General features: G+C 70.6%; 19 protein-coding genes. 13 read left to right on the forward strand and 6 right to left on the reverse strand.

Annotated elements, in window-relative coordinates; genetic code table 11:
- Nucleotides 1-264 precede the first annotated feature (264 nt).
- On the forward strand, nucleotides 265-711 hold the full coding sequence (locus tag LAJ19_RS02095; RefSeq protein WP_225476679.1) for an Hsp20/alpha crystallin family protein: 447 nt from the start codon (nucleotides 265-267) through the stop codon (nucleotides 709-711).
- A 119-nt stretch (nucleotides 712-830) separates the two neighbouring features.
- On the opposite strand, the gene LAJ19_RS02100 is transcribed toward LAJ19_RS02095, so the two are convergent.
- The 4 genes from LAJ19_RS02100 to LAJ19_RS02115 all read right to left on the reverse strand — a co-directional run bounded on the left by LAJ19_RS02100 (nucleotide 831) and on the right by LAJ19_RS02115 (nucleotide 3,826).
- Entirely contained in the window at nucleotides 831-1,760 is a 930-nt protein-coding gene (locus tag LAJ19_RS02100) for a hypothetical protein (RefSeq protein WP_225476680.1), read from the reverse strand.
- An 82-nt stretch (nucleotides 1,761-1,842) separates the two neighbouring features.
- Nucleotides 1,843-2,514 carry a phosphatidylserine decarboxylase gene (locus LAJ19_RS02105; protein WP_225476681.1) on the reverse strand — a complete coding sequence of 224 codons (672 nt, stop codon included), beginning with the start codon at nucleotides 2,512-2,514 and terminating at the stop codon, nucleotides 1,843-1,845.
- Between the two features lie 62 nt (nucleotides 2,515-2,576).
- Nucleotides 2,577-3,293, reverse strand: coding sequence for a peptidylprolyl isomerase (locus LAJ19_RS02110; protein ID WP_225476682.1), 717 nt, complete (start codon nucleotides 3,291-3,293; stop codon nucleotides 2,577-2,579).
- A 62-nt stretch (nucleotides 3,294-3,355) separates the two neighbouring features.
- Nucleotides 3,356-3,826 (reverse strand): Lrp/AsnC family transcriptional regulator, encoded by a 471-nt coding sequence (locus LAJ19_RS02115; RefSeq protein WP_225476683.1) that lies wholly within the window; start codon nucleotides 3,824-3,826, stop codon nucleotides 3,356-3,358.
- Between the two features lie 162 nt (nucleotides 3,827-3,988).
- On the opposite strand from LAJ19_RS02115, the gene ald reads away from it, so the two are divergent.
- The 5 genes from ald (at nucleotide 3,989) to rdgB (ending at nucleotide 10,170) form a co-directional block, all read left to right on the forward strand.
- Entirely contained in the window at nucleotides 3,989-5,095 is a 1,107-nt protein-coding gene (gene ald / locus LAJ19_RS02120) for an alanine dehydrogenase (protein ID WP_225476684.1), read from the forward strand.
- Nucleotides 5,096-5,214: 119 nt separating this feature from the next.
- On the forward strand, nucleotides 5,215-7,041 hold the full coding sequence (locus tag LAJ19_RS02125) for an ABC transporter ATP-binding protein (RefSeq protein WP_225476685.1): 1,827 nt from the start codon (nucleotides 5,215-5,217) through the stop codon (nucleotides 7,039-7,041).
- Between the two features lie 89 nt (nucleotides 7,042-7,130).
- The gene (locus LAJ19_RS02130; protein WP_225476686.1) at nucleotides 7,131-8,024 is read left to right on the forward strand and encodes an aldo/keto reductase; all 894 of its coding nucleotides are present in this window, start codon (nucleotides 7,131-7,133) and stop codon (nucleotides 8,022-8,024) included.
- 44 nt (nucleotides 8,025-8,068) lie between these two features.
- Nucleotides 8,069-9,463 (forward strand): D-alanyl-D-alanine carboxypeptidase/D-alanyl-D-alanine-endopeptidase, encoded by a 1,395-nt coding sequence (locus LAJ19_RS02135; RefSeq protein WP_225476687.1) that lies wholly within the window; start codon nucleotides 8,069-8,071, stop codon nucleotides 9,461-9,463.
- Nucleotides 9,464-9,570: 107 nt separating this feature from the next.
- Nucleotides 9,571-10,170: an RdgB/HAM1 family non-canonical purine NTP pyrophosphatase gene (gene rdgB / locus LAJ19_RS02140; RefSeq protein WP_432804232.1), complete on the forward strand. Its 600-nt coding sequence runs from the start codon at nucleotides 9,571-9,573 to the stop codon at nucleotides 10,168-10,170.
- Between the two features lie 683 nt (nucleotides 10,171-10,853).
- Here the strand turns inward: rdgB and LAJ19_RS02145 are convergent.
- Nucleotides 10,854-11,297, reverse strand: coding sequence for a SufE family protein (locus tag LAJ19_RS02145; RefSeq protein ID WP_225476688.1), 444 nt, complete (start codon nucleotides 11,295-11,297; stop codon nucleotides 10,854-10,856).
- A 137-nt stretch (nucleotides 11,298-11,434) separates the two neighbouring features.
- Between LAJ19_RS02145 and LAJ19_RS02150 the strand changes: the two genes are divergently transcribed.
- From LAJ19_RS02150 to LAJ19_RS02160, 3 genes are all read left to right on the forward strand, one after another.
- Nucleotides 11,435-12,298 carry a sulfurtransferase gene (locus tag LAJ19_RS02150; RefSeq protein ID WP_225476689.1) on the forward strand — a complete coding sequence of 288 codons (864 nt, stop codon included), beginning with the start codon at nucleotides 11,435-11,437 and terminating at the stop codon, nucleotides 12,296-12,298.
- 190 nt (nucleotides 12,299-12,488) lie between these two features.
- Nucleotides 12,489-13,763, forward strand: coding sequence for an alpha/beta hydrolase family protein (locus LAJ19_RS02155; protein ID WP_225476690.1), 1,275 nt, complete (start codon nucleotides 12,489-12,491; stop codon nucleotides 13,761-13,763).
- Between the two features lie 25 nt (nucleotides 13,764-13,788).
- Nucleotides 13,789-14,250 (forward strand): hypothetical protein, encoded by a 462-nt coding sequence (locus LAJ19_RS02160; protein ID WP_225476691.1) that lies wholly within the window; start codon nucleotides 13,789-13,791, stop codon nucleotides 14,248-14,250.
- 6 nt (nucleotides 14,251-14,256) lie between these two features.
- Here the strand turns inward: LAJ19_RS02160 and LAJ19_RS02165 are convergent, their stop codons facing one another.
- Nucleotides 14,257-15,216: a metallophosphoesterase family protein gene (locus tag LAJ19_RS02165; protein WP_225476692.1), complete on the reverse strand. Its 960-nt coding sequence runs from the start codon at nucleotides 15,214-15,216 to the stop codon at nucleotides 14,257-14,259.
- A 71-nt stretch (nucleotides 15,217-15,287) separates the two neighbouring features.
- On the opposite strand from LAJ19_RS02165, the gene LAJ19_RS02170 reads away from it, so the two are divergent.
- The 4 genes from LAJ19_RS02170 (at nucleotide 15,288) to LAJ19_RS02185 (ending at nucleotide 21,775) form a co-directional block, all read left to right on the forward strand.
- Nucleotides 15,288-15,503 carry a hypothetical protein gene (locus LAJ19_RS02170; protein WP_225476693.1) on the forward strand — a complete coding sequence of 72 codons (216 nt, stop codon included), beginning with the start codon at nucleotides 15,288-15,290 and terminating at the stop codon, nucleotides 15,501-15,503.
- Nucleotides 15,504-15,522: 19 nt separating this feature from the next.
- A complete protein-coding gene (locus LAJ19_RS02175) occupies nucleotides 15,523-15,879 on the forward strand; it encodes an MmcQ/YjbR family DNA-binding protein (protein ID WP_225476694.1) in 357 nt (118 codons plus the stop codon).
- A 686-nt stretch (nucleotides 15,880-16,565) separates the two neighbouring features.
- Nucleotides 16,566-16,970, forward strand: a complete 405-nt coding sequence (locus LAJ19_RS02180; RefSeq protein WP_225476695.1) for a hypothetical protein — start codon at nucleotides 16,566-16,568, stop codon at nucleotides 16,968-16,970.
- Between the two features lie 2 nt (nucleotides 16,971-16,972).
- Nucleotides 16,973-21,775, forward strand: coding sequence for a DUF4132 domain-containing protein (locus LAJ19_RS02185; protein ID WP_225476696.1), 4,803 nt, complete (start codon nucleotides 16,973-16,975; stop codon nucleotides 21,773-21,775).
- Nucleotides 21,776-21,777 lie beyond the last annotated feature (2 nt).

A 21,777-nucleotide genomic window follows, 5' to 3' on the forward strand; every position in this document is an offset into this window, starting at 1 on the left:
TGCCTCACGGGGCGGGTGCAGTCTCACGGGACTGCCGGGAAAGGACGAATGGGTTGCGGGGGGCGCGCCGGAGCGCGCGGCCTGAAGGAGTGTACACCGGGCGGGGCGGGGTGTGGTGGGGGTGTCCGGACGGCGCGGCAGATTTAAGACGCACTAAACTTGACATGATAGCGCTCAGGTTTTACACTACTGACAGTTGAGCGCAGGGCACTCAGGAGAACTGAGCGGAACCCCCGGCGCTTCCACTCCCAGGAGGTACTTCAAGTGATGCGATTTGATCCCTTCCGTGAAATCGAAGAGCTGACCCAGCGCATGGACCGCGCCTTCGGCCAGACCAGCGCCCCCGCCCGTTTCGCCCCCCCCGTGGACGTGCACGAGGACGACCAGGGCCTCGAACTCACCCTTGACCTGCCCGGCATCACCCCCGACCAGCTGCAGATCGAAGCCGAGAACCAGACCCTGACCGTGCAGGCCACCCGCACCTACGACCGCAAGGAAGGCCGCACCGCCCACCGCGTCGAACGCGCCTACGGCACCCTGGCCCGCACGTTCAGCGTGCCCGCCAAGTACGACCTGGCCAAGGTCGAAGCGGACTTCAACCACGGCACCCTCACCATCCGCGTGCCCCGCAGCGAAGCCGCGCAGAAACGCACCATTGCGATCCGCAGCGGCAGCAGGGTCCTGGATCAGGACACCACCCCCAGCGCCTGACCCGCCCGCCCCGGCACACCGAGAGCCCCCGAAAGGGGGCTCATTCATTGATTCCAGCGCGCCTCGCCTCTCTGGTGCCGGCGCACCGGACCCCACGGCACACCTGCCCTCTTCCGGCGCTACTCGCCTTCCTGCACGGCCTCCAGCAGTTCCTGCGCCAGCCGGAGCGCCGCCGGGCCCAGTGGCGCGCGGGTCACGCCCATCAGCGTGCCCAGCTTCTCCCGCCGCGCGGGCGTCAGGTTCATCCAGCGGCGCAGGTCCTCGCGGTGGGTGCGGGCCGCTTCATCCCGCAGGAACCGTACCGCGCCGTCGTAGTACCCCGCCTGGAACGCGGCGCGTGCCCGGCGCTCCTGTTCCACCAGGCCCAGGCCCCGCGTGGCGAGCAGCACCCGCCGGGCCTCATCCTCCCCGCCGAAGGCGTACAGGGCTTCCAGGCGGTACACCGCTTTCGGAAAGCGCAGCCCCGCCGCTGAGCGCCACGCGTGAGGCAGGCGGATCTCGAACTCAGGCCACAGGTGCAGCCAGGTGAGCAGCGCCGGGTACAGCAGGGTCAGCGCGATCTCGCGCGCGTCGGCCAGGGCCAGCAGCTGCTCCTGCACGCCGTGCCCGGGCCCGGTGTGCGCCGCACGCGCCGCGCTCAGCGCGTCCTGGGCGCCGCGCAGCAGTTCGGCGCGGTGCGCGGCGCGCTGCGAGGCACTCAGGTTCCACAGGGTGCGCTGAATGCGGCCGTAATGCCCGGTCGGGTCGTAGATCACGCGGCTGGTGGCCAGCAGGGCCAGCGGCGCCTCTGTGCGCGCCACGTCCCAGTCCCGCCAGGCCTCAAGCTTCTCGAACGGGAAGCGCTCCACCGTCACTCCGGCGCGCGTGTCGGCCTGGGCAGACAGCACGCCCCGCTCGAACGTCACGAACGTGGGCACACTGCCCGCCCAGGCGTACTCGGTGCCGAAACTGCCCGCCTGCGCCACGGCCCTCACCTTCCGGTCCGCGACCAGCCGCTCTCCTGCCCGTTCCGGGTTCTGTCTGTCTGCTGCGCGCGCTTCCGAACTCAAGGTGCGTTCCTCCCACTGCCCCGGAGGACAGACAGATCAGCATAGCGGTCCCGGGCGGGCGCCGCCGTAACCCCGCCCAGGGTCAGGGTGCGGCGCGGGCCACGACGGTCTGCGCGCCGGTCACGCGGTCTCCCACACTCACGGCGGGGGTGAACGTCCCGGGCAGGTGCAACAGCACCAGGCCTCCCTCCTCCAGGAAGGCGGCCTTGTACCCGGCGCGCGCTTGGTCACCTTCACGGAGGAAGGACAGGCCCCGCAGGCCCGCCTGGGGCGCCACCAGTGTCAGCGTGACGTCCCCCAGGGGCGTGCCGATCACTGCCGCCTGACGTTCATTTTCCAGCGCGCCGCGTGACACGAGCGCCTCCACCGGGCGGCCGGTCAGCGCCGCGAGCCTCTCCACGCTTCCCACCAGGGGCACGTTCGCGCGGGTGCCCACGTGCGTGGTCGAAGTTACCGGCCCGGAAGCCGGCTGGTACGCGTAATGCACGTCCAGTGCGCCCACGAGGACCGCAATCAGCCAGCCGTCCGCGGCGCCGGGTGTTCCCAGCAGGGCGGCGGCGTCCAGGGGCGTGCCGCCGTGAATCACGCCGCCCTGCACGCGCCGCACCGCGCTGACCACGCCGTCGGCGGCACTCAGCACCTCGCCGGGCGCCGCGGACGGCAGACGCACCGGGTCACGGAAGCGGTAGACACCACGGACGTACCAGGCGGCCGCCGCGGCGGCCAGCAGAGGAAGCACAGGTCGCAGACGCATGCCGTTCAGTCTAGAGGCCCCCGGGGACCCCGGTGAGGGACCGCTGACCCTGCCTGTGCCCGCTACTGGCCCTGCAGGATCTGCACGCTCAGCAGGGTGTCCGCGCCGGTCCCGGCGATGGGCCCGCTGCCGGAATCGTTGCGTTGCAGGCGATTCAGGACGTCCTGTCCGGCCACGACCTGTCCGAAGACCGTGTAGTTGCCGCTCAGGAAGTCCGCGGGCGCCACCGTGATGAAGAACTGGCTGCCCTGCGAGTTCAGGCTCTGCGCGCGCGCCATGCCCAGGACCCCGGCCCGGTCGAAGCGCAGGCCGTTGAGCACTTCCGCCGGGAACTGGTAGCCGGGCCCGCCCGTTCCCCACTGGGCGCGTCTGGAGTCCTCAGCGCTCAACGGGTCACCGCCCTGCGCCATGAACCCGTCAATCACGCGGTGAAAGCGCGTGCCGTCGTAGAAGCGGTTCAGCGCGAGGAACACGAAGTTGTTCACGGCCACCGGGGACGCCCTGGCGTACAGGTCCAGCGTGACAGTTCCCTGACTGGTGGTCAGGACCGCGCGGTACGCCCGGTTCGGGTCGATGATCCGTGGTGGGGCCGCCGGGAAGGACCGCACCGGCGTGGCCGAGCGGTACGCAAGGGCCTCGAACCTCTGCCCGGCCGGCTGGGCCGGGGGAGAGGCCGGGACGCGCGCAGCGGCGGCCACGGTGGTGGAGGGGGCGGGAGCGCACGCGGCAAGGATGGACCCCAGCAGGGCCGCGCCGGACAGCAGAGCAGCAGAACGCATGCGCTTCAGTGTTTCATACGTCGCGTGAGAGCGGCCTGCGGGTCTCTGAAGGTGCCGGGCGGTTACTCCAGGGGCAGGCTGGTGGTGTACTTCTCCTGCTTGACCACGATGGTGCTCGCCGTGTTGCGCACACCGGGAATGGCGGCCAGGGTGTTCACCAGGAAATGCTGATAGGCGTCCAGGTCCGGCACAGACACCTTGAGCAGGTAGTCGATGTCCCCCAGGCACAGGAAGCATTCGAGAACCTCGGGCCGCTCCTGCATCTTCCGGGCGAATTCCTCGAAGCCGGCCTTGGTCTGCTTGTCCAGCGTGACGCGCACGATGACCATCAGTTCACGTCCCACGGTCTTGGGGTCGAGCAGGGCCACGTAGCGCTGAATGACCCCCTCTTCTTCCAGCCGCCGGACGCGCCGGAGGGTGGGGGCGGGGGTCAGGCCGATCTCGTCGGCAAGTTCGGTGTTGGGGATGCGGGCGTCCCGCTGAAGGATGCCGAGAATCTGCCGGTCGATGGCGTCAAGATCATTCTGGGACATGATTGACCTTAAGATACCATAAACGCGCAATCCTGTTGCGGCTATCCAGCCAAAAACAGCATGTGCCGGCAATCGCCGTTGCGCCTTCACCTGTTAATCTTGCGCCACAACAGCAGCAACACCGCCGGCAGGAGACACCTGCGTGGCCAGCGAGGTCACCCCATGCACATCGGACTCCCCAAAGAAATCAAGGTCAAGGAAAATCGCGTCGCCCTCACCCCCGGCGGCGTCGCCACCCTCGTGCGCCGCGGCCACACCGTCACCGTTCAGCAGGGCGCCGGCCTCGGCAGCGGCATCGCCGATCAGGACTACGTCAACGCAGGCGCCACCCTCGGCACCGCCGACGACGCCTGGGCCGCCCAGATGGTCGTGAAGGTCAAGGAACCCATCCAGAGCGAGTACCGGTACCTGCGTCCCGACCTGCTGCTGTTCACGTACCTGCACCTCGCCGCCGACCGCCCCCTCACCGACGCCCTCCTCTCGGCGGGCACCACCGGCGTCGCCTACGAAACCGTGCAGCTTGACGACGGCAGCCTGCCTCTCCTCACGCCCATGAGCGAGGTTGCCGGCCGCCTGAGCGTCCAGGCCGGCGCGTACCACCTCCAGAAACCTGTCGGCGGCCGCGGCGTGCTCCTCGGCGGCGTGCCCGGCGTGCAGCCCGGCCACGTCACCATCATCGGCGGTGGGGTCGTGGGCACCAACGCCGCCAAGATGGCGATGGGCCTGGGCGCCAAGGTCACCATCCTCGACGTGTCCCAGCGCCGCCTCGCGTACCTCGACGATGTCTTCTTCGGCAAGCTCACCACCATGATGAGCAGCGAAGCGAACATCCGCGACCTGCTCCCCACCACCGATCTCCTGATCGGCGGCGTGCTCATCCCCGGTGCGAAAGCCCCCCACCTCGTCACGCGGGACATGCTCAAACTCATGCCGGAAGGCAGCGTCATCGTGGATGTCGCCGTGGACCAGGGCGGCTGCGTGGAAACCATCCACGCGACCACCCACGACGACCCTACCTACACCGTGGACGGGGTCATCCACTACGGCGTGGCGAACATGCCCGGCGCCGTGCCCCGCACCAGCACCTTCGCGCTGACCAACCAGACCCTCCCGTACGCCCTGCTGCTCGCCGATCACGGCCCGGCCGCCCTGAACCGCAACAAGGCCCTGATGCTCGGCCTGAACACCCACCAGGGCAAACTGACCTACCAGGGCGTCGCTGACGCCTTCGACCTGCCCTACGTCGCCCCTGAAAGCGCGCTGGCCTGAAGCTCTGCCGCAGCGGCCCCCGGGAGAGCTTCCGGGGGCCGCTGCCCCATGGGTGCCTCCATCCGCGCGGGGACCTGGCCTTCCGGTCAGGCCCGCTGCGGGCGCCGTACCCTGGAGGCATGTTCTCCCGCCCTGGCCGCGCTGCTCCTCCCCTCACCCCGGACGCTCCACACGTGAAACGCGACCCGCGGCAGCTGACGCGCCTGCTTGCCTACGCCCGCCCGTACCGCGCCCTGTTCGCGGTGGGCGTGGCCGCGACCCTGCTGTCCAGCGGCCTGAACCTCGTGTTCCCCGCGCTGTTCGGCCGCCTGATCGACGCGTCCTTCCTGCGGGTGGGGAGCACCGACACCAGTCTCCTGGACCGCACCGTGCTGAGCCTGCTGGGCATTTTCGCCCTGTCCGCGCTGTTCGGAGCGCTGCAGGCGTACCTGCTCGCCCGGGTGGGGGCCGGAGTGGTCGCTGATCTGCGCCGCGCCGTGTTCACGCACCTGCTCACGCTCTCCCCCCGCTTTTTCGGTGAGCACAAGACCGGCGACCTCACCAGCCGCCTCACCGCGGATGTGGGCACCGTGCAGGCCGTCACGAGCACCGCCCTGGCGCAGCTGGCCGCACAGAGCGTCAGCCTCGTGGGGGCCGTGGTGCTGCTCGTCACCACCAGCGCGCGCCTGAGCCTGCTGACCCTGGCGGTCATTCCGCTGGTGATCGGCACGGCCGTCACGATCGGGCGGCGCATCCGGAAGGTGAGCCGCGAGGTCCAGGACGCCGTGGCCGGTGCGAATGCCAGCGCCGAGGAAGCCATCAGCGGCGTCCGGGTGGTGCAGAGCTTCACGGCGGAACCCACCGAGCAGCGCCGCTACGGGCAGGGGGTGACCCTCAGTTTCCTCGCGGCCCTCAGGCGGGCGCGCCTGCAGGCCCTGATGGCGGGCGTGATGAGCTTCCTGACCTTCGGGGCGCTGGCCGTGGTGCTGTGGTACGGCGGGCGGCAGGTCATGGCGGGCGCCATGACCCCCGGGAACCTCGTGACGTTCCTGATCTACGCCCTGCAGGTGGGCGGCACGGTGGCGGCCCTGACCGGCATTTTCAATCAGTTTCAGGAGGCGCTGGGCGCCTCGGGCCGCATCTTCGAACTGCTGGATGAGCGCAGCGATCTGCCCGAGCCGGCCGCTCCTGCCCCCCTGCGGCGCGCGGAGGGCCGCGTCCGGTTCGAGGCGGTGCAGTTCGCGTACGAGGGCCGGGCCGTGCTGCGCGACGTGACACTGGACGTCCCGGCCGGGCAGGTCGTGGCGCTCGTCGGGCCCAGCGGGGCAGGGAAGACCACCCTCGTGAACCTGATTCCGCGGTTCTGGGACGTGACCGGCGGCACGCTGCGCGTGGACGGCCGGGACGTCCGCGAGTACGCCCTGACGGACCTGCGCGCCCAGGTGGGGCTGGTGCCGCAGGAAACCCTGCTGTTTTCCGGCACGGTGCGCGAGAACATCCTGTACGGACGGCCCGGCGCCACCGACACGGACGTGGAGGCCGCGGCGCGCGCCGCAAACGCGCACGAGTTCATCACGGCTTTCGAGCGCGGGTACGACACGGTCGTGGGTGAGCGGGGCGTGAAACTCTCCGGCGGGCAGCGCCAGCGCGTGGCGATCGCCCGGGCCCTGCTGAAAGACCCACGCATCCTGATTCTCGACGAGGCCACCAGCGCGCTCGACAACGAGTCCGAAGCGCTCGTGCAGGCGGCCCTTGACCGTCTGATGCAGGGCCGCACCACCTTCGTGATCGCCCACCGCCTCAGCACCATCCGCGGCGCAGACCGCATCCTCGTCATGGACGGCGGCCGGATCCTGGAGGACGGCCCGCACGCCCAGCTGGTCGCCACAGGCGGCCTGTACCGCGACCTGTATGAACTGCAGTTCCGCGCCGAGCAGGAAGGCCGCGCTGAACTCATTCAGCGCTGAGGCACCCGGAGGGGCCACCCCCCCCGTTCTGAAGGTCCTTCCGGCGCACCTCACACGCCGCCGCGCCTGCTCAGGGCAGAATGCCGGGCATGGAACAGCGGGATTTCGGCCACACCGGACTGCGCGTGAGCGTCCTGGGCCTGGGCGCCGGGCAGGTCGGCGCGGAGCACCTGAGTGAAGACGAGGCCGGCACCCTCCTCAACCGTGCCGTGGACCGCGGCGTGACCCTGGTGGACACCGCCCGCGGCTACGGCCTGAGTGAGGAACGCATCGGGCGGCACCTGTCGTACCGGCGGCACGATTTCATCCTGAGCAGCAAGGGCGGCTACGACGCCGAGGGCGCCGAGGACTGGACGCCGCAGGCGGTCCGCCTGGGCATCGAGCAGGCCCTGACCCGTATGCGCTGCGACTGGATCGACATCTTCCACCTTCACTCCTGCCCGGCCGACACGCTGCGCCGCGAGGACCTGCTGGGCGCGCTCGACGACGCCCGCAGCAGCGGGTTGATCCGCGTGGCCGCGTACAGCGGCGAGAACGAGGCGCTGGCCTGGGCCGTACAGTGTGGGCGCTTCGGGAGCATCGAGACCAGCGTGAACCTCGCCGACCAGTGGAGCCGCCGCCAGCTGATCGGCCCGGCGAACGAGCGCGGCCTGGGCGTGATCGCCAAGCGGCCCATCGCGAATGCCGCCTGGCAGTTCAAGGAGCGCCCCACGGGCGAGTACGCCGAGACGTACTGGGAACGGCTGCGGACCCTGAACCTGGACGCCGCGCGGCAGGAGGCCGGACTGGACTGGCTGACCTTCGCGCTGCGCTTCGCGGCCTACACGCCCGGCGTGCACAGCGCCATCGTGGGCACCGCCAGCATCGAGAACCTGGAACGCAACGTGCGGGTCGTGCAGGAAGGCCCGCTGCCCATCGACCTGCTCACGCACGTCGAAGCCGCGTGGCACGAGCACGGCCTGACCTGGGGCGGCGAGGTCTGAGCCCGCCTGGCCCTCCGCTGCCGACCGCCCCCAGGCTGGGCCGCGTGCGCCGCGCCGCGCTGATCCCCCTGCTGCTGCTGCCGCTGGCCGGCGCGCAGGACCGCCCGGCCGGAGGTGCGCAGCCGGGCGACGTGCACCTGACGCGCGACCCTGGCCTGAGTGCCGGCGCGCGCGCCGCTCTGCATAGCCTCCCCGTCGGCGTGCAGGTGGGCATCCTGGTGCAGGACCTCCGCACCCGGCAGGTGCTGGAAGCGGCCCTGCCGGACCGGGGGTTCATTCCCGCGAGCACCACGAAACTTGTCACGGCCGCCAGCGTGCTCGACGAACGGGGCGGCGCAGGCGGGTGGTGGAGCGCGGAACTGACCGTGCCCGCCGCGCAGGAGGGGCGCCCCAGCGTCAAGGCCATCACCCTGCGCGGCAGCGGAGACCCCACCCTGGAAGCCACCACCGGCCCGTACAGTCTGCGGGTCCTGGCGCGGCAGGCGTACGCCCGGGGCCTGCGGCAGGTGGGCGAGGTGCGCGTGGACGACCAGTCATTCGACGTGGACAGCTGGGCGGCCCCGCCCCTGGGTGCGCCCATGACAGCCGTTCGCCTGGCCGGGTGGCACGACGCGCCGCCCGCCACGGCCGGGGAGGCCCGGGCGCGCCTGGCGGCCGAACTGGTTGCGCAGCTGCGTGCCGCCGGCGTGAAGGTCACGCGCGACCAGCCGGGACGCGCCGCCGCGTGGCAGCCGTTCGTGCCGCCCGAGCGGACCGACAAGCAGGGCCGGCCGCTGCCGCCGGACCCTTTCGTGCCGCCCGGGCGGCGGCCGGAACAGGGGGTCGCGAGCGTGCGCAGCGCCAGCCCGGCGCAGGCCCTGGCCGCCACCCTGTGGCCCAGTGACAACCTGCGCGCCGAGGAACTCCTGGCGACGCTGGCCCATCCGCCCGGCGGGACCGGCACGCGGCCGGGCGCCCTGGCGCGCGAACGGGCGTACCTGCAGCGCATCGGCGCGGACCTCAGCGAGGTGGTGCTGAACGACGGCAGCGGCCTGAGCCGCGGGAACCGGCTCAGCGCGCGCGTGCTCGTGCAGCTGCTGCGCGTGCAGTACGACCTGCCGCACCCCCTGGCGGGGCACCGCGGCCTGCCCGGCGCGCTGTACCTCGCGCGCGGCAACGCGTTTATTGAGGCGCTCCCGCAGGCCGGGACAGGCGAGAACGTCCCCGCACACGACGGGCGGGGCGGCACTCTGGCGCTGCGGCTGCGCGGCGCGGACCTCGACGTTCGCGCCAAGACCGGCACGCTGCCCGGCGTGAGTGCCCTGGCCGGGTACGTGACCGGCCGCAGCGGGCACCCCCTGGCCTTCGCGGTTCTCATGAACGGCCCGCAGGACACCTCCATTCTGACCCTGCGGGCCGTGCAGGATGACCTGATTCGCGCCGTTGCCCAGGCCCACTGAGCGGCAGCGCGGGGGAAGCGCGGGCCCCGCCGCCGGGGGAGGCGGCGCCGTTCACTCAGCCTTTCAGTGAATCCTCTAGACTTGAGGGCGTGATGACTGACGGGGGCATGAAAGTGGTACTGGCGACCAGCAACGCCGGGAAGATCCGGGAGATCGAGGAGGCCCTGCAGGACCTCGGCTGGACGCTCAGCCCTCTGGGGCCGCTGCCCCTGCCAGAGGAGACGGGTGCGACCTACGAGGAGAACGCGGCGCTGAAAGCCTGCGCGGCGGCTGTCATGCTGAACGCGCCCGCCCTGGCCGACGACAGCGGCATTGAGATAGAGGCGCTCGGCGGCGAGCCCGGCGTGTACTCCGCCCGTTACGGCAACCGCGAAAGCGACATGGAACGCAACGTGTACGTCCTGGAGAAACTCCGCGGGGAGAAGAACCGCCGCGCGAAATTCGTCTCCGTGGTGATTCTCGCCTACCCGGACGGGCACCTTGAAACGTACCGCGGTGAACTGCACGGCACGCTGCTCGAAGGCCCGCGCGGTGCGAACGGCTTCGGATACGACCCGCTGTTCGTGCCAGACGGAGACACCCGCACCCTGGCCGAGATGACTGTGGAGGAAAAGCGCGCCGTGAGCCACCGCGGCCGCGCCCTCGCCGCCCTGCGGGAAGCGCACCGCCAGGGCCTACCGGAGCGCGAGACGACACCCATCGTCTGACCTGCCTGGCTGCGGCCCGCGCCACCGGCGCGGGCCGCACCTCTGTATTCAGACCCCGCTTTCTTCATATCGCGGGTCGCGCCGCCGTTGCTGCTCAGCCTGCTTTCTATGGCGGGTGGTATGGGTGTCGCCCGGAACGCGCTGGCCGGGCTGATCGGCCGATCACCAGACTCACCACTGATGCGCCAGTACTGGCCCGCGCGTGGCATCCATGGTGCGCCAGGAGGAGGGCAGCGCCGAGGCGGCTCTGGTCCACCTAGTGTACGGGTCCGCCGAAAGGCACGCGCCAGCCCGGCGCACCCGCGCGGCCCTGAGCGAGGCAGTGCACTGGGACCATGGGGGTTGGCCGTAGAGCGCTGTACGGCGCCCACGCCGGGCGCGGTAACCTCGGCAGGGACTTGACGCTCGGCGTGGGATTATGGGCGCTGACTGACGAAGGCCTGGTGCCACTGCTGGGGTTGCAGGATAGTCTGGCAGTTCCGCGCGTGGGCATGCCAATCGCCTGGGCACGCACGTGGCCCACGGCTGGCGCTTGGCGTGACGGTCCTGCTGCTGGCCGCCGCGCTGCCCAAGGACGCAAGGAAAGCCTGAACGGGGGCAAGGGCTGGTTTCGACCACTGGTATTGGTCGCCGCTGCATAGGGAGGGCTGCTCCGTGGCGCCGGGTAGCCTGCGGGCTGTCGGTCAGCTCTGGGCGTGTTCGCGGACGTCGTTCTTCAGGCGCATCAGGATGGCGCCCATGCCGCGCAGGCGCATGGGGGTGATCAGTTCGGTCAGGCCCATGTCCATGTAGAACTGATCGGGGATGTTCAGGATGTCCTGGGGGCGCGCGCCGTCCAGCGCCTCGTGAAGGATGCCGGCGTACCCGCGCACGGTGGGCGCTTCCTCGGGCACCTTGAAGAACAGGTGCATGCCGCCCTGATCGTCCTGTTCAGTCACCAGGAAGAACGGGCTGGTGCACTCGGGCACAGGTTGCAGGAATTCCGGGTGCTCCAGGTACTTCTCGGGCAGCCCGGGAAGTTTCTTGCTGTATTCCAGGAGGGCCTGCAGGCGCAGGGTCTTGGGGGCACTGCGGAACATGCTCACGATGTTCTGAAGTTTCTCGGGGAGGGGCGCGGCGTCGCTCATGGCTGTCACTGTAGCGTCCTGCCCTGGAGGGGAATGCAGTCCCCTGTCCAGTTGACCTCTTTGGTCAATAAGTCTGGAATCAGGGTACAATCCTGGGGTAACAATACGCATCACCCCTCAGCACAGGAGGCACCACCATGGACTACGCGAAAGACGTACTGGTCAACACCGACTGGGTGCAGGACAACCTGAACACCCCCGGCATCCGCCTGATCGAAGTGGACGAAGACATCCTCCTCTACGACACCGGGCACGCCCCGGGCGCCGTGAAGGTCGACTGGCAGCAGGACTTCTGGCACCCCGTGGAACGCGACTTCATCACCCCGGAAGAAGTCAGCGCCCTGCTGGGCCGACTGGGCATCAAGGAGAACGACACCATCGTGCTGTACGGCGACAAGAGCAACTGGTGGGCGGCCTACGCCTACTGGTTCCTGTCGTACAGCGGCGTGAAGAACCCCCTGAAACTCATGAACGGTGGGCGCCAGAAATGGGTCGCTGAGGGTCGCCCCACCACCACCGACGCCCCCAGCATCGAGCCGGGCAGCTACCCCGCCCTGACCCGCGACGAGAGCCTGCGTGCCTTCCGCGACGAAGTCAGGGCCCACCTGGAAAGCGTCCGCGGCGGTACCGGCGCCCTGGTGGACGTCCGCAGCCCCGACGAGTTCAGCGGCAAGGTGACCCACATGCCCAACTACCCGCAGGAAGGCGTGCTGCGCGGCGGGCACATCCCCGGCGCCCGCTCGATCCCCTGGGCAAAAGCCACCAACGAGGACGGCACCTTCAAAAGCGCCGACGAACTCAAGGCCCTGTACGAAGGGGAAGGCGTCACGCCTGACAAGGACGTCATCGCGTACTGCCGCATCGCCGAACGCAGCAGCCACAGCTGGTTCGTGCTGCGCGAACTGCTGGGCTACCCCAACGTGCGCAACTACGACGGCAGCTGGACCGAATGGGGCAACGCCGTGGGCCTGCCCATCGAGAAAACCTACAGCGAGGCGTAACGCCCGCTGCTCCGTGCGCCCCCCGGCTCCTGCTGCCGGGGGGCGCACCCATGATGCGGCCCTGACCGCCAGCACGCACAGTATGCTGCGCTGCACGTCCTGAACTCCCCTGCGGGACCACGCGTCCGGTCAGCGGACTCTGGAGGCCACACCTGTGAACCGTCTTGCCCTGTGCCTTAGCCTTGCCCTGATGACCGCCCCCAGCCTGAGTGCCGCCCAGACCACTGCGCCGCAAGCCACCGCTCCCGCCCGGACAGGCGTGCCGGGCGACCTGCGCCCCGACGCTCCGGAGCTCGCCGCGCGCGGCCAGTACGCCGTGGGCGTCCGCACCCTGAGGCTCGTTCACCCCGACCAGCCGGACCTCGCACGCGCCCCTCAGAGCGGCCCGGTGCCCCGCGCCGACCGGCCCCTGACTGTGGAAGTCTGGTACCCCACCGGTGGGCCCAGCGGCACTGGGGAGGTCCGCTACCGCGACACGCTCGGCACCGGCGTGGCCTTCGACATTCCGGGGCGCGCCACGCGCGACGCCGCCCCTGTCGCCGGTCAGGCATTCCCGCTCCTGATCGTCTCGCACGGGTACACCGGCAGCCGTTACCTGCTGTCGTACCTCACGGAGAACCTCGCCAGCAAAGGGTACGTGGTGGCCGCCATCGACCATACCGACAGCACGCACGGCAACCGCGGGCCGTTCAGCAGCACGCTGGTCCACCGCGCCCCGGACATCAATTTCACCCTCGATCAGCTCGCGCGTCTGGGCGCGCCCGGCAGCGGCTCACCCCTGAGCGGCGCCGTGAATGCCAGCCGCACCGCACTGATCGGGTACTCGATGGGCGGGTACGGCGTCCTGAACGCTGCAGGCGCCGGGTACGCCCCGGCGGTCGCGGGCCTTCTGCCGGGCGGCACCCTGAAAGCGCGCCAGACCGGCGCGTTCACGCCGGACCCCCGGATCCGCGCCGTGGTGGCCTTCGCCCCGTGGGGTGGTCCCAGCGCCGCGCGCAGCGTCGGCATTCCCGGCGCTGAGTACGGCTTCTGGGACGCCGCGGGTCTCGCCGGTCTGAAGGTCCCGACCCTGTTCGTGGTCGGGGACCATGATGACGTCTCCGGCTTTGAGGACGGCGTGAAACCCCTGTTCGAGCATGCCGTGAACGCCGACCGGTACCTGCTGGTGTACCAGCGCGCCCTGCACAACGTCGCCCCGAACCCTGCCCCGGCTGAGGCCAGCAGCAGTTTCGCGGAGTACGAGCATTACGCCGACCCCGTCTGGGACAGCGCGCGGCTGAACAACATCAACCAGCATTTCGTGACGGCTTTCCTGAAGCTCACCCTGAACGGTGACCAGAGCGCCGCACCCTACCTGAACGTGCCCGGGCCCGTGGCGAATAACCCCAAGGGCAGCGCCGCGTGGAAGGGCTTCAGGGACCGTACGGCCCTGGGCCTGGAGCTGTACCACCTGAAGGCGCGGTAACGTCCGGCGCGGTACGCTGGAAGGCATGGTGGGCTTCCTGATCGTACTGGTGCTGCTGGCCGCCGCATTCCTGCTCTGGCGCGCCGCGTCCCGCCGCGCCCGCTCCGCCGCGCCGGTCCGCCCGGTGCCTCCGGTCAGTCCTCGCCGTGCTGAAGACGTCCGGCGGGACGTGCCGCCACCAGCCCTCGTGCCGCCCACTGCGGCGGCCGTCACGCTGCCCGTCGCGGCGGCACTGGAGCCCCTGCCGGACGAGGTGCTGAACGAGGTGCTGACCGACGTGACGCCTGAGGAACTGAGCCGCCTGATGGCCAGCGTCCCCGAGGAGGTCCTGGCGCGGGCCATCGGGCAGGACCTTCAGGGCAGCACCCCACCCGCCACCGCGGAGGACCTGCAGCAGCTTCAGGGACTTGGCAGCGCCGTGGACGACCTGGACTTCTGGTCGCTGGGCGACCCGCCAGACACCGGGACCGGCACACCCAAAGCCTGAGCGGCCCTACCGGAAGTCCGTCACGCGCAGCAGTGGGCCGCCCAGACCGTCCAGGCGCGCTGGCAGCGTCTGCGGAAGCACCGGGCGGCCCGTGTCGGCGTCCACCGTCAGCAGGGTCGCGCGGCCCTGACCGGTGTCCACGGTCAGCAGCGTGACCGTGCTGCGCGCCGTGCCGGGGTGTCCCACGTACGCCCGCCCACCGATCCCCCCGGCGGACAGGACATTCAGCGGCCCCAACCGGCCCGGGTAATACGCAGCGTGATGGCCGTGGATGTACGCCAGGACCTCTCCGGCCAGCATCACCTGCTGCAGCGCGCCGGCCTCGCGGATCACCTCGCCGGGCCGGTTCTTGTCGGCACTCACGCCGGCCAGAGGCAGGTGCCCCAGCACGAGGCGCACCCGCGCCTGCCGGGCCGCGCGGCTGGCCAGCTGGGCGGCCAGCCACGAGCGTTGCGCGGCGTCCACGGCCGCACCCGCCGCGTCCAGCGACGCCACGAACACCTGCCCGCCCGCCAGGGTGAAGCTGTAGCGGAACGGGAACAGGGCGCGGTCCACGTACGCCAGTGGCGGCACGTGCGCCTGCCAGTACGCGGCGGCTTCGCGCCGGTCCCGGGGGACGTCCGGGCTGCCGTCGTGGTTGCCCAGTGTGAACGCAAAGGGAAGACCTGCGGCGGTCAGTGGCTGGCGCACCTGCCGGTCGAACGCCGCCCACATGGCCCGCATCTGCGCGTCTTCCAGGGACGCCTTCTGCCCGGCAATCAGGTCCCCCGGGGAGAGCACCGCGTCGGGCCGCCACTCATTCACGATGCGCGCCACGCTGCGGGCCAGGGGCGCCGGGTACGTGACGCTGCCGTACGCGCCGTTGAAGTCCCCCAGAATCGCCAGACGGACGGCCTGTGGTGCCGCAGCCGGAGGCGGCGCGGCGGACAGCAGCGCCGGAAGAAACAGCAGGAGGAGAGAGCGCATGAGGCTCAGTTCATCACGGTTCCTTGAGGGAACCATCAGCGGCGCCGTGCCCCACGGCGTCACGCTGAGGGATGACCCGTGATGATGAGACGCCGAGCGTGAATCCCACTGACCCCACCGGGCAGGGCGCTGTGCCGGAGCAGCTGCCGAACGTCCCGCTCGTCCCGGCGACCAGCCCTGACCACCTGAGCGGTCAGGAAGTCACGGACCTGATCGGTGGAGGGGACGCCAGCCGCGCCGAAGCGAACGAGGCGCTCGACCCGGCCGAGGGCATCACGGAAAGCTGAGGCGCCCTATGCTGGGCAGATGCAGTCCATCGCTGAGCTCCGGGCCGCCTGCGCCGCGCTGCCTCACTCGCAGGAAACTTTTCCGTTCGATGCGACCACCCTGGTGTTCAAGGTGGCCGGCAGAATGTACGCCCTGACCGACGTGCAGGGTGATCCCGTCACGCTGTCCGTGAAAGTTCCACCCGAGCGGGGTGACGCCCTGCGGGCCGAACACGAGGCGATTGCGCCCGGGTACCACCTGAACAAACGCCACTGGGTGACGGTGACTCTTGACGGGCGCGTGCCTGCTCCGCTGATCCAGGAACTCCTGAGCAGCAGTCACGCGCTGGTCGTCCGGGGTCTGACCCGCGCGCAGCGGGAGGCGCTGGGGCGCTAACCGGCGGCGCGGCGCCTGAACATCGGTGCGGGAGAACAGCGCTGGCTGCACGGCCCCTGGCAGCATAAAGCTCGGCCGCAGTCGTTTTGCCGCGTGCCTCGGCGACCGGCGCGTTTCTGTGCGGGCACGTGTGGGAAGACCTGAACGCCGCTCAGGGGGGCCGGAGCTTGTCTGGTGTTCCGTTCCCTGGAGCCCGGCGGCACGGTGCGCGTCGTGGGACCGGGCGGTCATCCCCCGGACCCGGCCTGACCGGCGCTCGTGGCGGTGGGCGGCCGGGGGCGGGCACAGGATCATCAGGTTGTGTACACGCGTGGCCCGCTGGAGGCTGTGTTGACCAGGGCGGGCTGTCAGGGGCGGCCGCTGGGATGGGGTGGGAGGGCGCCGGCACCCGGCGCTGGGCGTACTGGCGCCTGGAGGACGGCCCTGGGTACCGCAGCCGTCTGCTGAAGCACCGGAATGTCGCCTGGCGGGAGGGCCGTCCGCGTGTTCCGAGCGTGATCCTGGACTGTGTTCGCCTGGTGGTTCCCTGATCGTTGCGGCCTGGGCAGTAGGAGCAGAGGAGGGGACGTTCAGCGGGGGCAAAAAGCAGGGATAGATTCTGCTCTTTACATAACAAAGCTGAGAGGGTACAGTGCAAGGTGAAAAACGCACCATTCCCACGACGCCCTCCCACGCTGAGGTTCCTGATGATCGTCGAAACGAAACTCCTGGGTCGCCGCACCCCCTTCGAGCGCCGCTCCGTCCCCCTGCCTGACGGCCCCCACACCCTGGAAAGCCTCCTGACCCACCTCGTGCACCACGAGGTCACTGCGTACGAGGACCGGCAGAACAGCGCCGGTGTCCTGCGCGTCCTGACCGAACAGGAACTGCACGATTCGGCCCTCACCGGCCGCGTGAGCGTCGCCCCGCAGGACCGCGCCGGGACCGTCACCCCCGACGACGCCACCCGCACCGCCCTGACCGCCTTCCGCGACGGACTGTACTACGTGTTCCTCGACGACCGGCAGATCAGGGACCTCAGCGCGCCCGTCACCCTGCGGCCCGACAGCACCCTGCTGCTGCTGCGCCTGACCGCCCTGGCCGGAGGCTGACCATGAACGTCCAGGATACCCTGCGCGCCTTCCAGCAGCCCTGGAAGGCGCAGTTCGACACCCGCCTCCAGACGCTGCCCGGCCCCTGGGCCACCCTGATCCGCCACTGCAGCACCGGCCTGAGCGGCGCAGAGACCGCGCTCACGGAGGCCCTGCACACCAGTGACGCCGCGGCGCGGCTTGCCCTGTGCGAGGCACTGTTCCCGCACTTCCCCCAGCTGGCCGCCCGGACGCTCGACGCCCTGCTGACCCGCCACCCGTACCCGCTGGGCTATGACCGGCGCGCCTTCCGCGCGCCCGGACACCGGCTGGCCGCCGCGCGCGCGCAGGAATGGCTGTGGCAGGCCTGGCACGCCACCCGCGAGTACCCGCAGCCCATCGAATGGTTTGCCGTGCACGCCGGACTGCTCAACCCCTGGGAGTCGCAGGGTCTGGGCCTGCTGCTCGGTCAGGCCATCAGCGACGGGCACGAGGAGGTGTTCGAGGTCCTGCGGGCCACGGCCGGCACGCAGCACCCGGTGGCCCGCATGGGCCGCCACGTCCCGTGCGCGCTGCTGAGCAGCACCCGCGAGGACGCCTGGACCCTCGCCGAGGGGCTGCTGCTCGCCGCGCAGCGTCAGGAAGGTCTGCGGCAGGTGATTCTGGAAACCGTGGATGAAGCGAGCGTGGACGCCTTCACGCGCATGCTGGGTCTGATCCTGCGCGAGGACCTGCTGCGCTTTGCCGCCACCCTGCGCGCCGCGTGCGTCTGGTTCGGCCTGAGTTACGACGTGACCGACCTGAAAACCGTCCGGGCCCACCTCACGCGCGCCCTGAGCTTCCTGGACGACAGCGCCGTGGCCCGGCAGGCCGCGCAGACCGGAGAAGCCACCGACGCGTACCTGGCCCTCTTCACGCTCGGCATGCGGGACGCCGTGCAGGCCGCTGACCTCGCCCGGCCGCTGCTGCTTGACCCGAACGCCGAACGGCGCATGGCCGCCGCGCAGTACCTCGCGGCCGCCGATCTGCTCAGCGACGACGACCGCCACACGCTGCTGCTTGACCCGGACGTGCGTCTGGCAGTCGTGGCGGGCAGTGCCGTGACCCGCAGAGGCGACGCCCCATTCCCCTACAGCTTCGAGCTGTACGAGGCCTACGCCCTGCGCCTGCCCGGCACCGAACGGCACGACCCGCTGCTGTTCCCCTGGCTGGGCCACGTCCCCGCCCGCAGCGACGCGCTGGACATGCTGCCCACCCTGCGAGGCGACCGGCCGTTCACCGTCCTCACGCCGCACCTGGGCGGGCTGAGCGTCTACGGAAAGGCCGCGCTGCTGCGCCAGCTTCAGGCGCACGCCCAGACGCGTCCCCTGGACGCCCCCACCCGCAGCCTGCTGCTCACGCTCCTGCAGGACCGCAACAGCAGCGTCTCACAGGAAGCAGTGCAGGTCATGACGCACTTCACGCCCGACCCGGCCGAGGTGAACGTCGTGCACACCCTGCTGAAACGCAAAAGTCCGGACCTGCGGCGCGGCCTGATCCGCCTGCTGGCCACGGACCCCGCCCAGGCCGCCCGGAGTGCCCGGGCGCTGCTGGGCACTACGAATCCCGAGCAGCGCCAGGCGGGCCTGCAACTCCTGCTGGAAGCCGGCAGCCCCGCCCCCGACGGATTCCAGCCGAAGAACGTGACCGAGGCCACCCTGCTGACCCGCCTGACCGACCCGGGCAGCCAGCTGAGTCTGCGCGACGGGCTGGGCCTGTTCGACCCGGCCCGCCTGACCCGCCCGGAGGCGCCGCAGGTGCGCGGGCGCGACTACCCGGCCGAGGTGGCCCGCGGAGCAGCCCTGCTGCGGACCCTGGACGACCTGCTCGTCACGCACCGTGACACGCCCCTCACCGGCGCCGGATGGGACGGCGCCGACACCCAGCTGCTCGGCAACGTGCGCCCCTGGGCGCTGCGGCCCGGGCGCAGCGGCGAACCCATGCCCCTGTGGACCCTGTGGGAGCACTGGTGGCACACCCGCCTCAACCCGGAGGACGGCGACCTGACCCGCCTGCGCTGGGCGCTGGCCCACTTCGTGAACCGCAACGACACCACCGCCGCCGAACTTGACGAGGAACTCGGCGCAGACGGCGGTGACGCCGCCGCGGAACGCACCGCCGCCCACACCCGCCAGGCGCTGCTGCGCCAGACCCTGCACCGCACCCTGGGGCCCCTGGTCCCCCTGCGCCTGCAGCACCCGGACCTTGCACAGGTCATCGTGGACGCCCTGCACGAGGCGCACGCCACCCCCACCGACACTGAACTCGCCCTGGACGCCTGGGAAACCGCACTGACCTACCTGCCCACCACCGCCGAACTGCACGTGAACCCCCAGCGACCCTGGCGGAACGAGGACCCCCGCGACCTGCTGGCACCGCTCGCTCCGGCCGGCAACTGGCGCACCTGGACGGCCGCGCAGCAGCGCCGCCTGTGGCAGCTGCGCCTGTACCGCGGCGGCGCCTTCCCGAAGCTTCCACGCGAGCGCGTGGACACGCCCCTGCTGCTGCACGCCTACACGCACGGCTGGGCAACCCGCGACGACCTCCTCGACCAGCTGATCGGCGAGCGGCACGAACGCCGCGGTTACTCCTCCAGCAACGCCTTCCAAGACCTGAGCCACGCCACGCGCCGCACCCGCAAGGAAGACGACCCCACCCACCCCGACTGGGAGCAGGCCGTACAGACCGTCCGGGAACGCGTGCTGGACGTCGAAGTCACGCGCGGCGACCTCGAAACCCCCGCCACCCGGCCCGCCCTGGCCCTGCGTAGCATTCACGGCGCGGCCCTGCCCCTGCGCCTCCTCGCGGCCCTCGGCAGCAACCCCCTTAAACGCGGGTACCAGGGCAACAACGAAAGCCGGGACGTGACCTTCAGCCACCTGATCCGCGTGGCTTTCCCGCAGCCCACCGACACCCCCGACACGTTCCGCGCGCAGGCCGCCGCACTCGGCCTCCCGGACGCCCGGCTGCTGGACCTCGCCATGTTCGCTCCGCAGTGGGCGCCACTGGTGGCGGACGCGCTGGGCTGGCGCGGCCTGCGTGACGCCGTGTACTGGCTGCACGCCCACACCCGGGACAGCAACTGGAGCGTCCCCGAAGACGTCCGCCAGGCCTGGGAGGCCGACATCGGCGAACGCACCCCCCTGAGCCCCACCGACCTCACCGAAGGTGCCGTGGACGTCGCGTGGTTCCGCCAGACATTCAAAGTGCTGGGCGGCGCACGCTTCAGCGCCCTGCTGAATGCCGCCAAGTACGCATCCTCCAGCGGCGGGCACAAACGCGCCGAAACGTACGCCCGCGCGATCCTCGGCGAACTGCCCGAAGAAGAGCTGACCGCCCGCATCCGTGAGAAACGCAACCAGGACGCCGTCCGCGCGCTGGGCCTGCTGCCCCTCGCCCGCGGCCGAACCAAAGCCGCCCGGGACCTCGAACGTCGTTACCGTCTGCTCAGCGACTTCCGCCGCCAGGCGCGGCAGTTCGGTGCGCAGCGGCAGGCCAGCGAACGCCGCGCCGCCGACATCGGCCTGCAGAACCTCGCCCGCAGCGCCGGGTACGCCGACCCGCAGCGACTCATGTGGGCCATGGAAGCCCGCACCGCCCCAGACTGGACGCAGACCGTCACCGACGGCGACCTCACCCTGAGAATTCACCTCACCGGGCAGGGCGAAGCCAGCCTGGCCGTTCAGCGTGGCGGAAAACCCCTCAAAACCCTGCCCACCGCCCTGAAGAAACGGCCGGATGTCACCGCCATGCAGGGCGCCGTGACCGAACTGAACGCCACCCGCAAACGCATGCGCGCCGCGCTGGAAGACACCATGATCCGCGGCGACCACCTGCAGGGCCAGGAACTGCGCGACCTCGCCGCACACCCCGTCATTGCCCCCATGCTGCGCAGCCTCGTGTGGGTCCTGAACGAAACGCACCTCGGCTGGTGGCAGGGCGACACCCTCGACACCCCAGCCGGGCCGCACCCCATCGGTGAACACGCCCTGCGCCTCGCTCATCCCCACGACCTGTACACCAGCGGTCAATGGACCACCTTCCAGACGCAGGTGATGGACCGCGCCACCACCCAGCCGTTCAAACAGGTGTTCCGCGAGTACTACCCCCTCACCCCTGCCGAACACGGCGCCCGACGCCTCACCCGCCACGCCGGCCACCACGTTCAGCCTGGCAAGGCCGCCGCACTCCTCAAAACCCGCGGCTGGATCACCGTCCCGGAAGAAGGCGTCCGCAAAACCTGGCACGCCGAAGGCATCAACGTCTGGCTGGACACCAGCCTCGGGTACGGCACGCCCAACGAAGTTGAGGGCACCCCCGTGAACGCCGCGTACTTCATCCGCCGTGACGCCACCGAGGCCCTGCCCCTCAGCGAAGTTCCCCCACGCCTCCTGAGCGAAACCCTGCGCGACCTCGACCTGATCATCTCCGTCGCTCACGTCGGCGGCGTCGACCCCGAAGCCACCCAGAGCACCGTGGAGATGCGCGGCGCCCTGCTGCGGGAAACGCAGCGCCTCCTGAACCTCGGGAACGTCCGCGTGCAACACGGCCACGCACTCATTGACGGACACCACGCCCGCTACACCGTGCATCTCGGCAGCGGCGCCGTGCACCGCCAGCCCGGCGGAGCGCTGTGCATCATCCCCGTGCACAACCAGGCGCAGGGCCGCATCTTCCTGCCGTTCGCCGACCCGGACCCCCGCACCGCCGAGGTCATCAGCAAGGTGCTGCTCCTCGCCCAGGACCGGCAGATTCAGGACCCCACCATCCTCGAGCAGCTCCGGTAGAA

The organism is Deinococcus taeanensis, assembly GCF_020229735.1.
Taxonomy (GTDB): Bacteria; Deinococcota; Deinococci; order Deinococcales; family Deinococcaceae; genus Deinococcus; species Deinococcus taeanensis.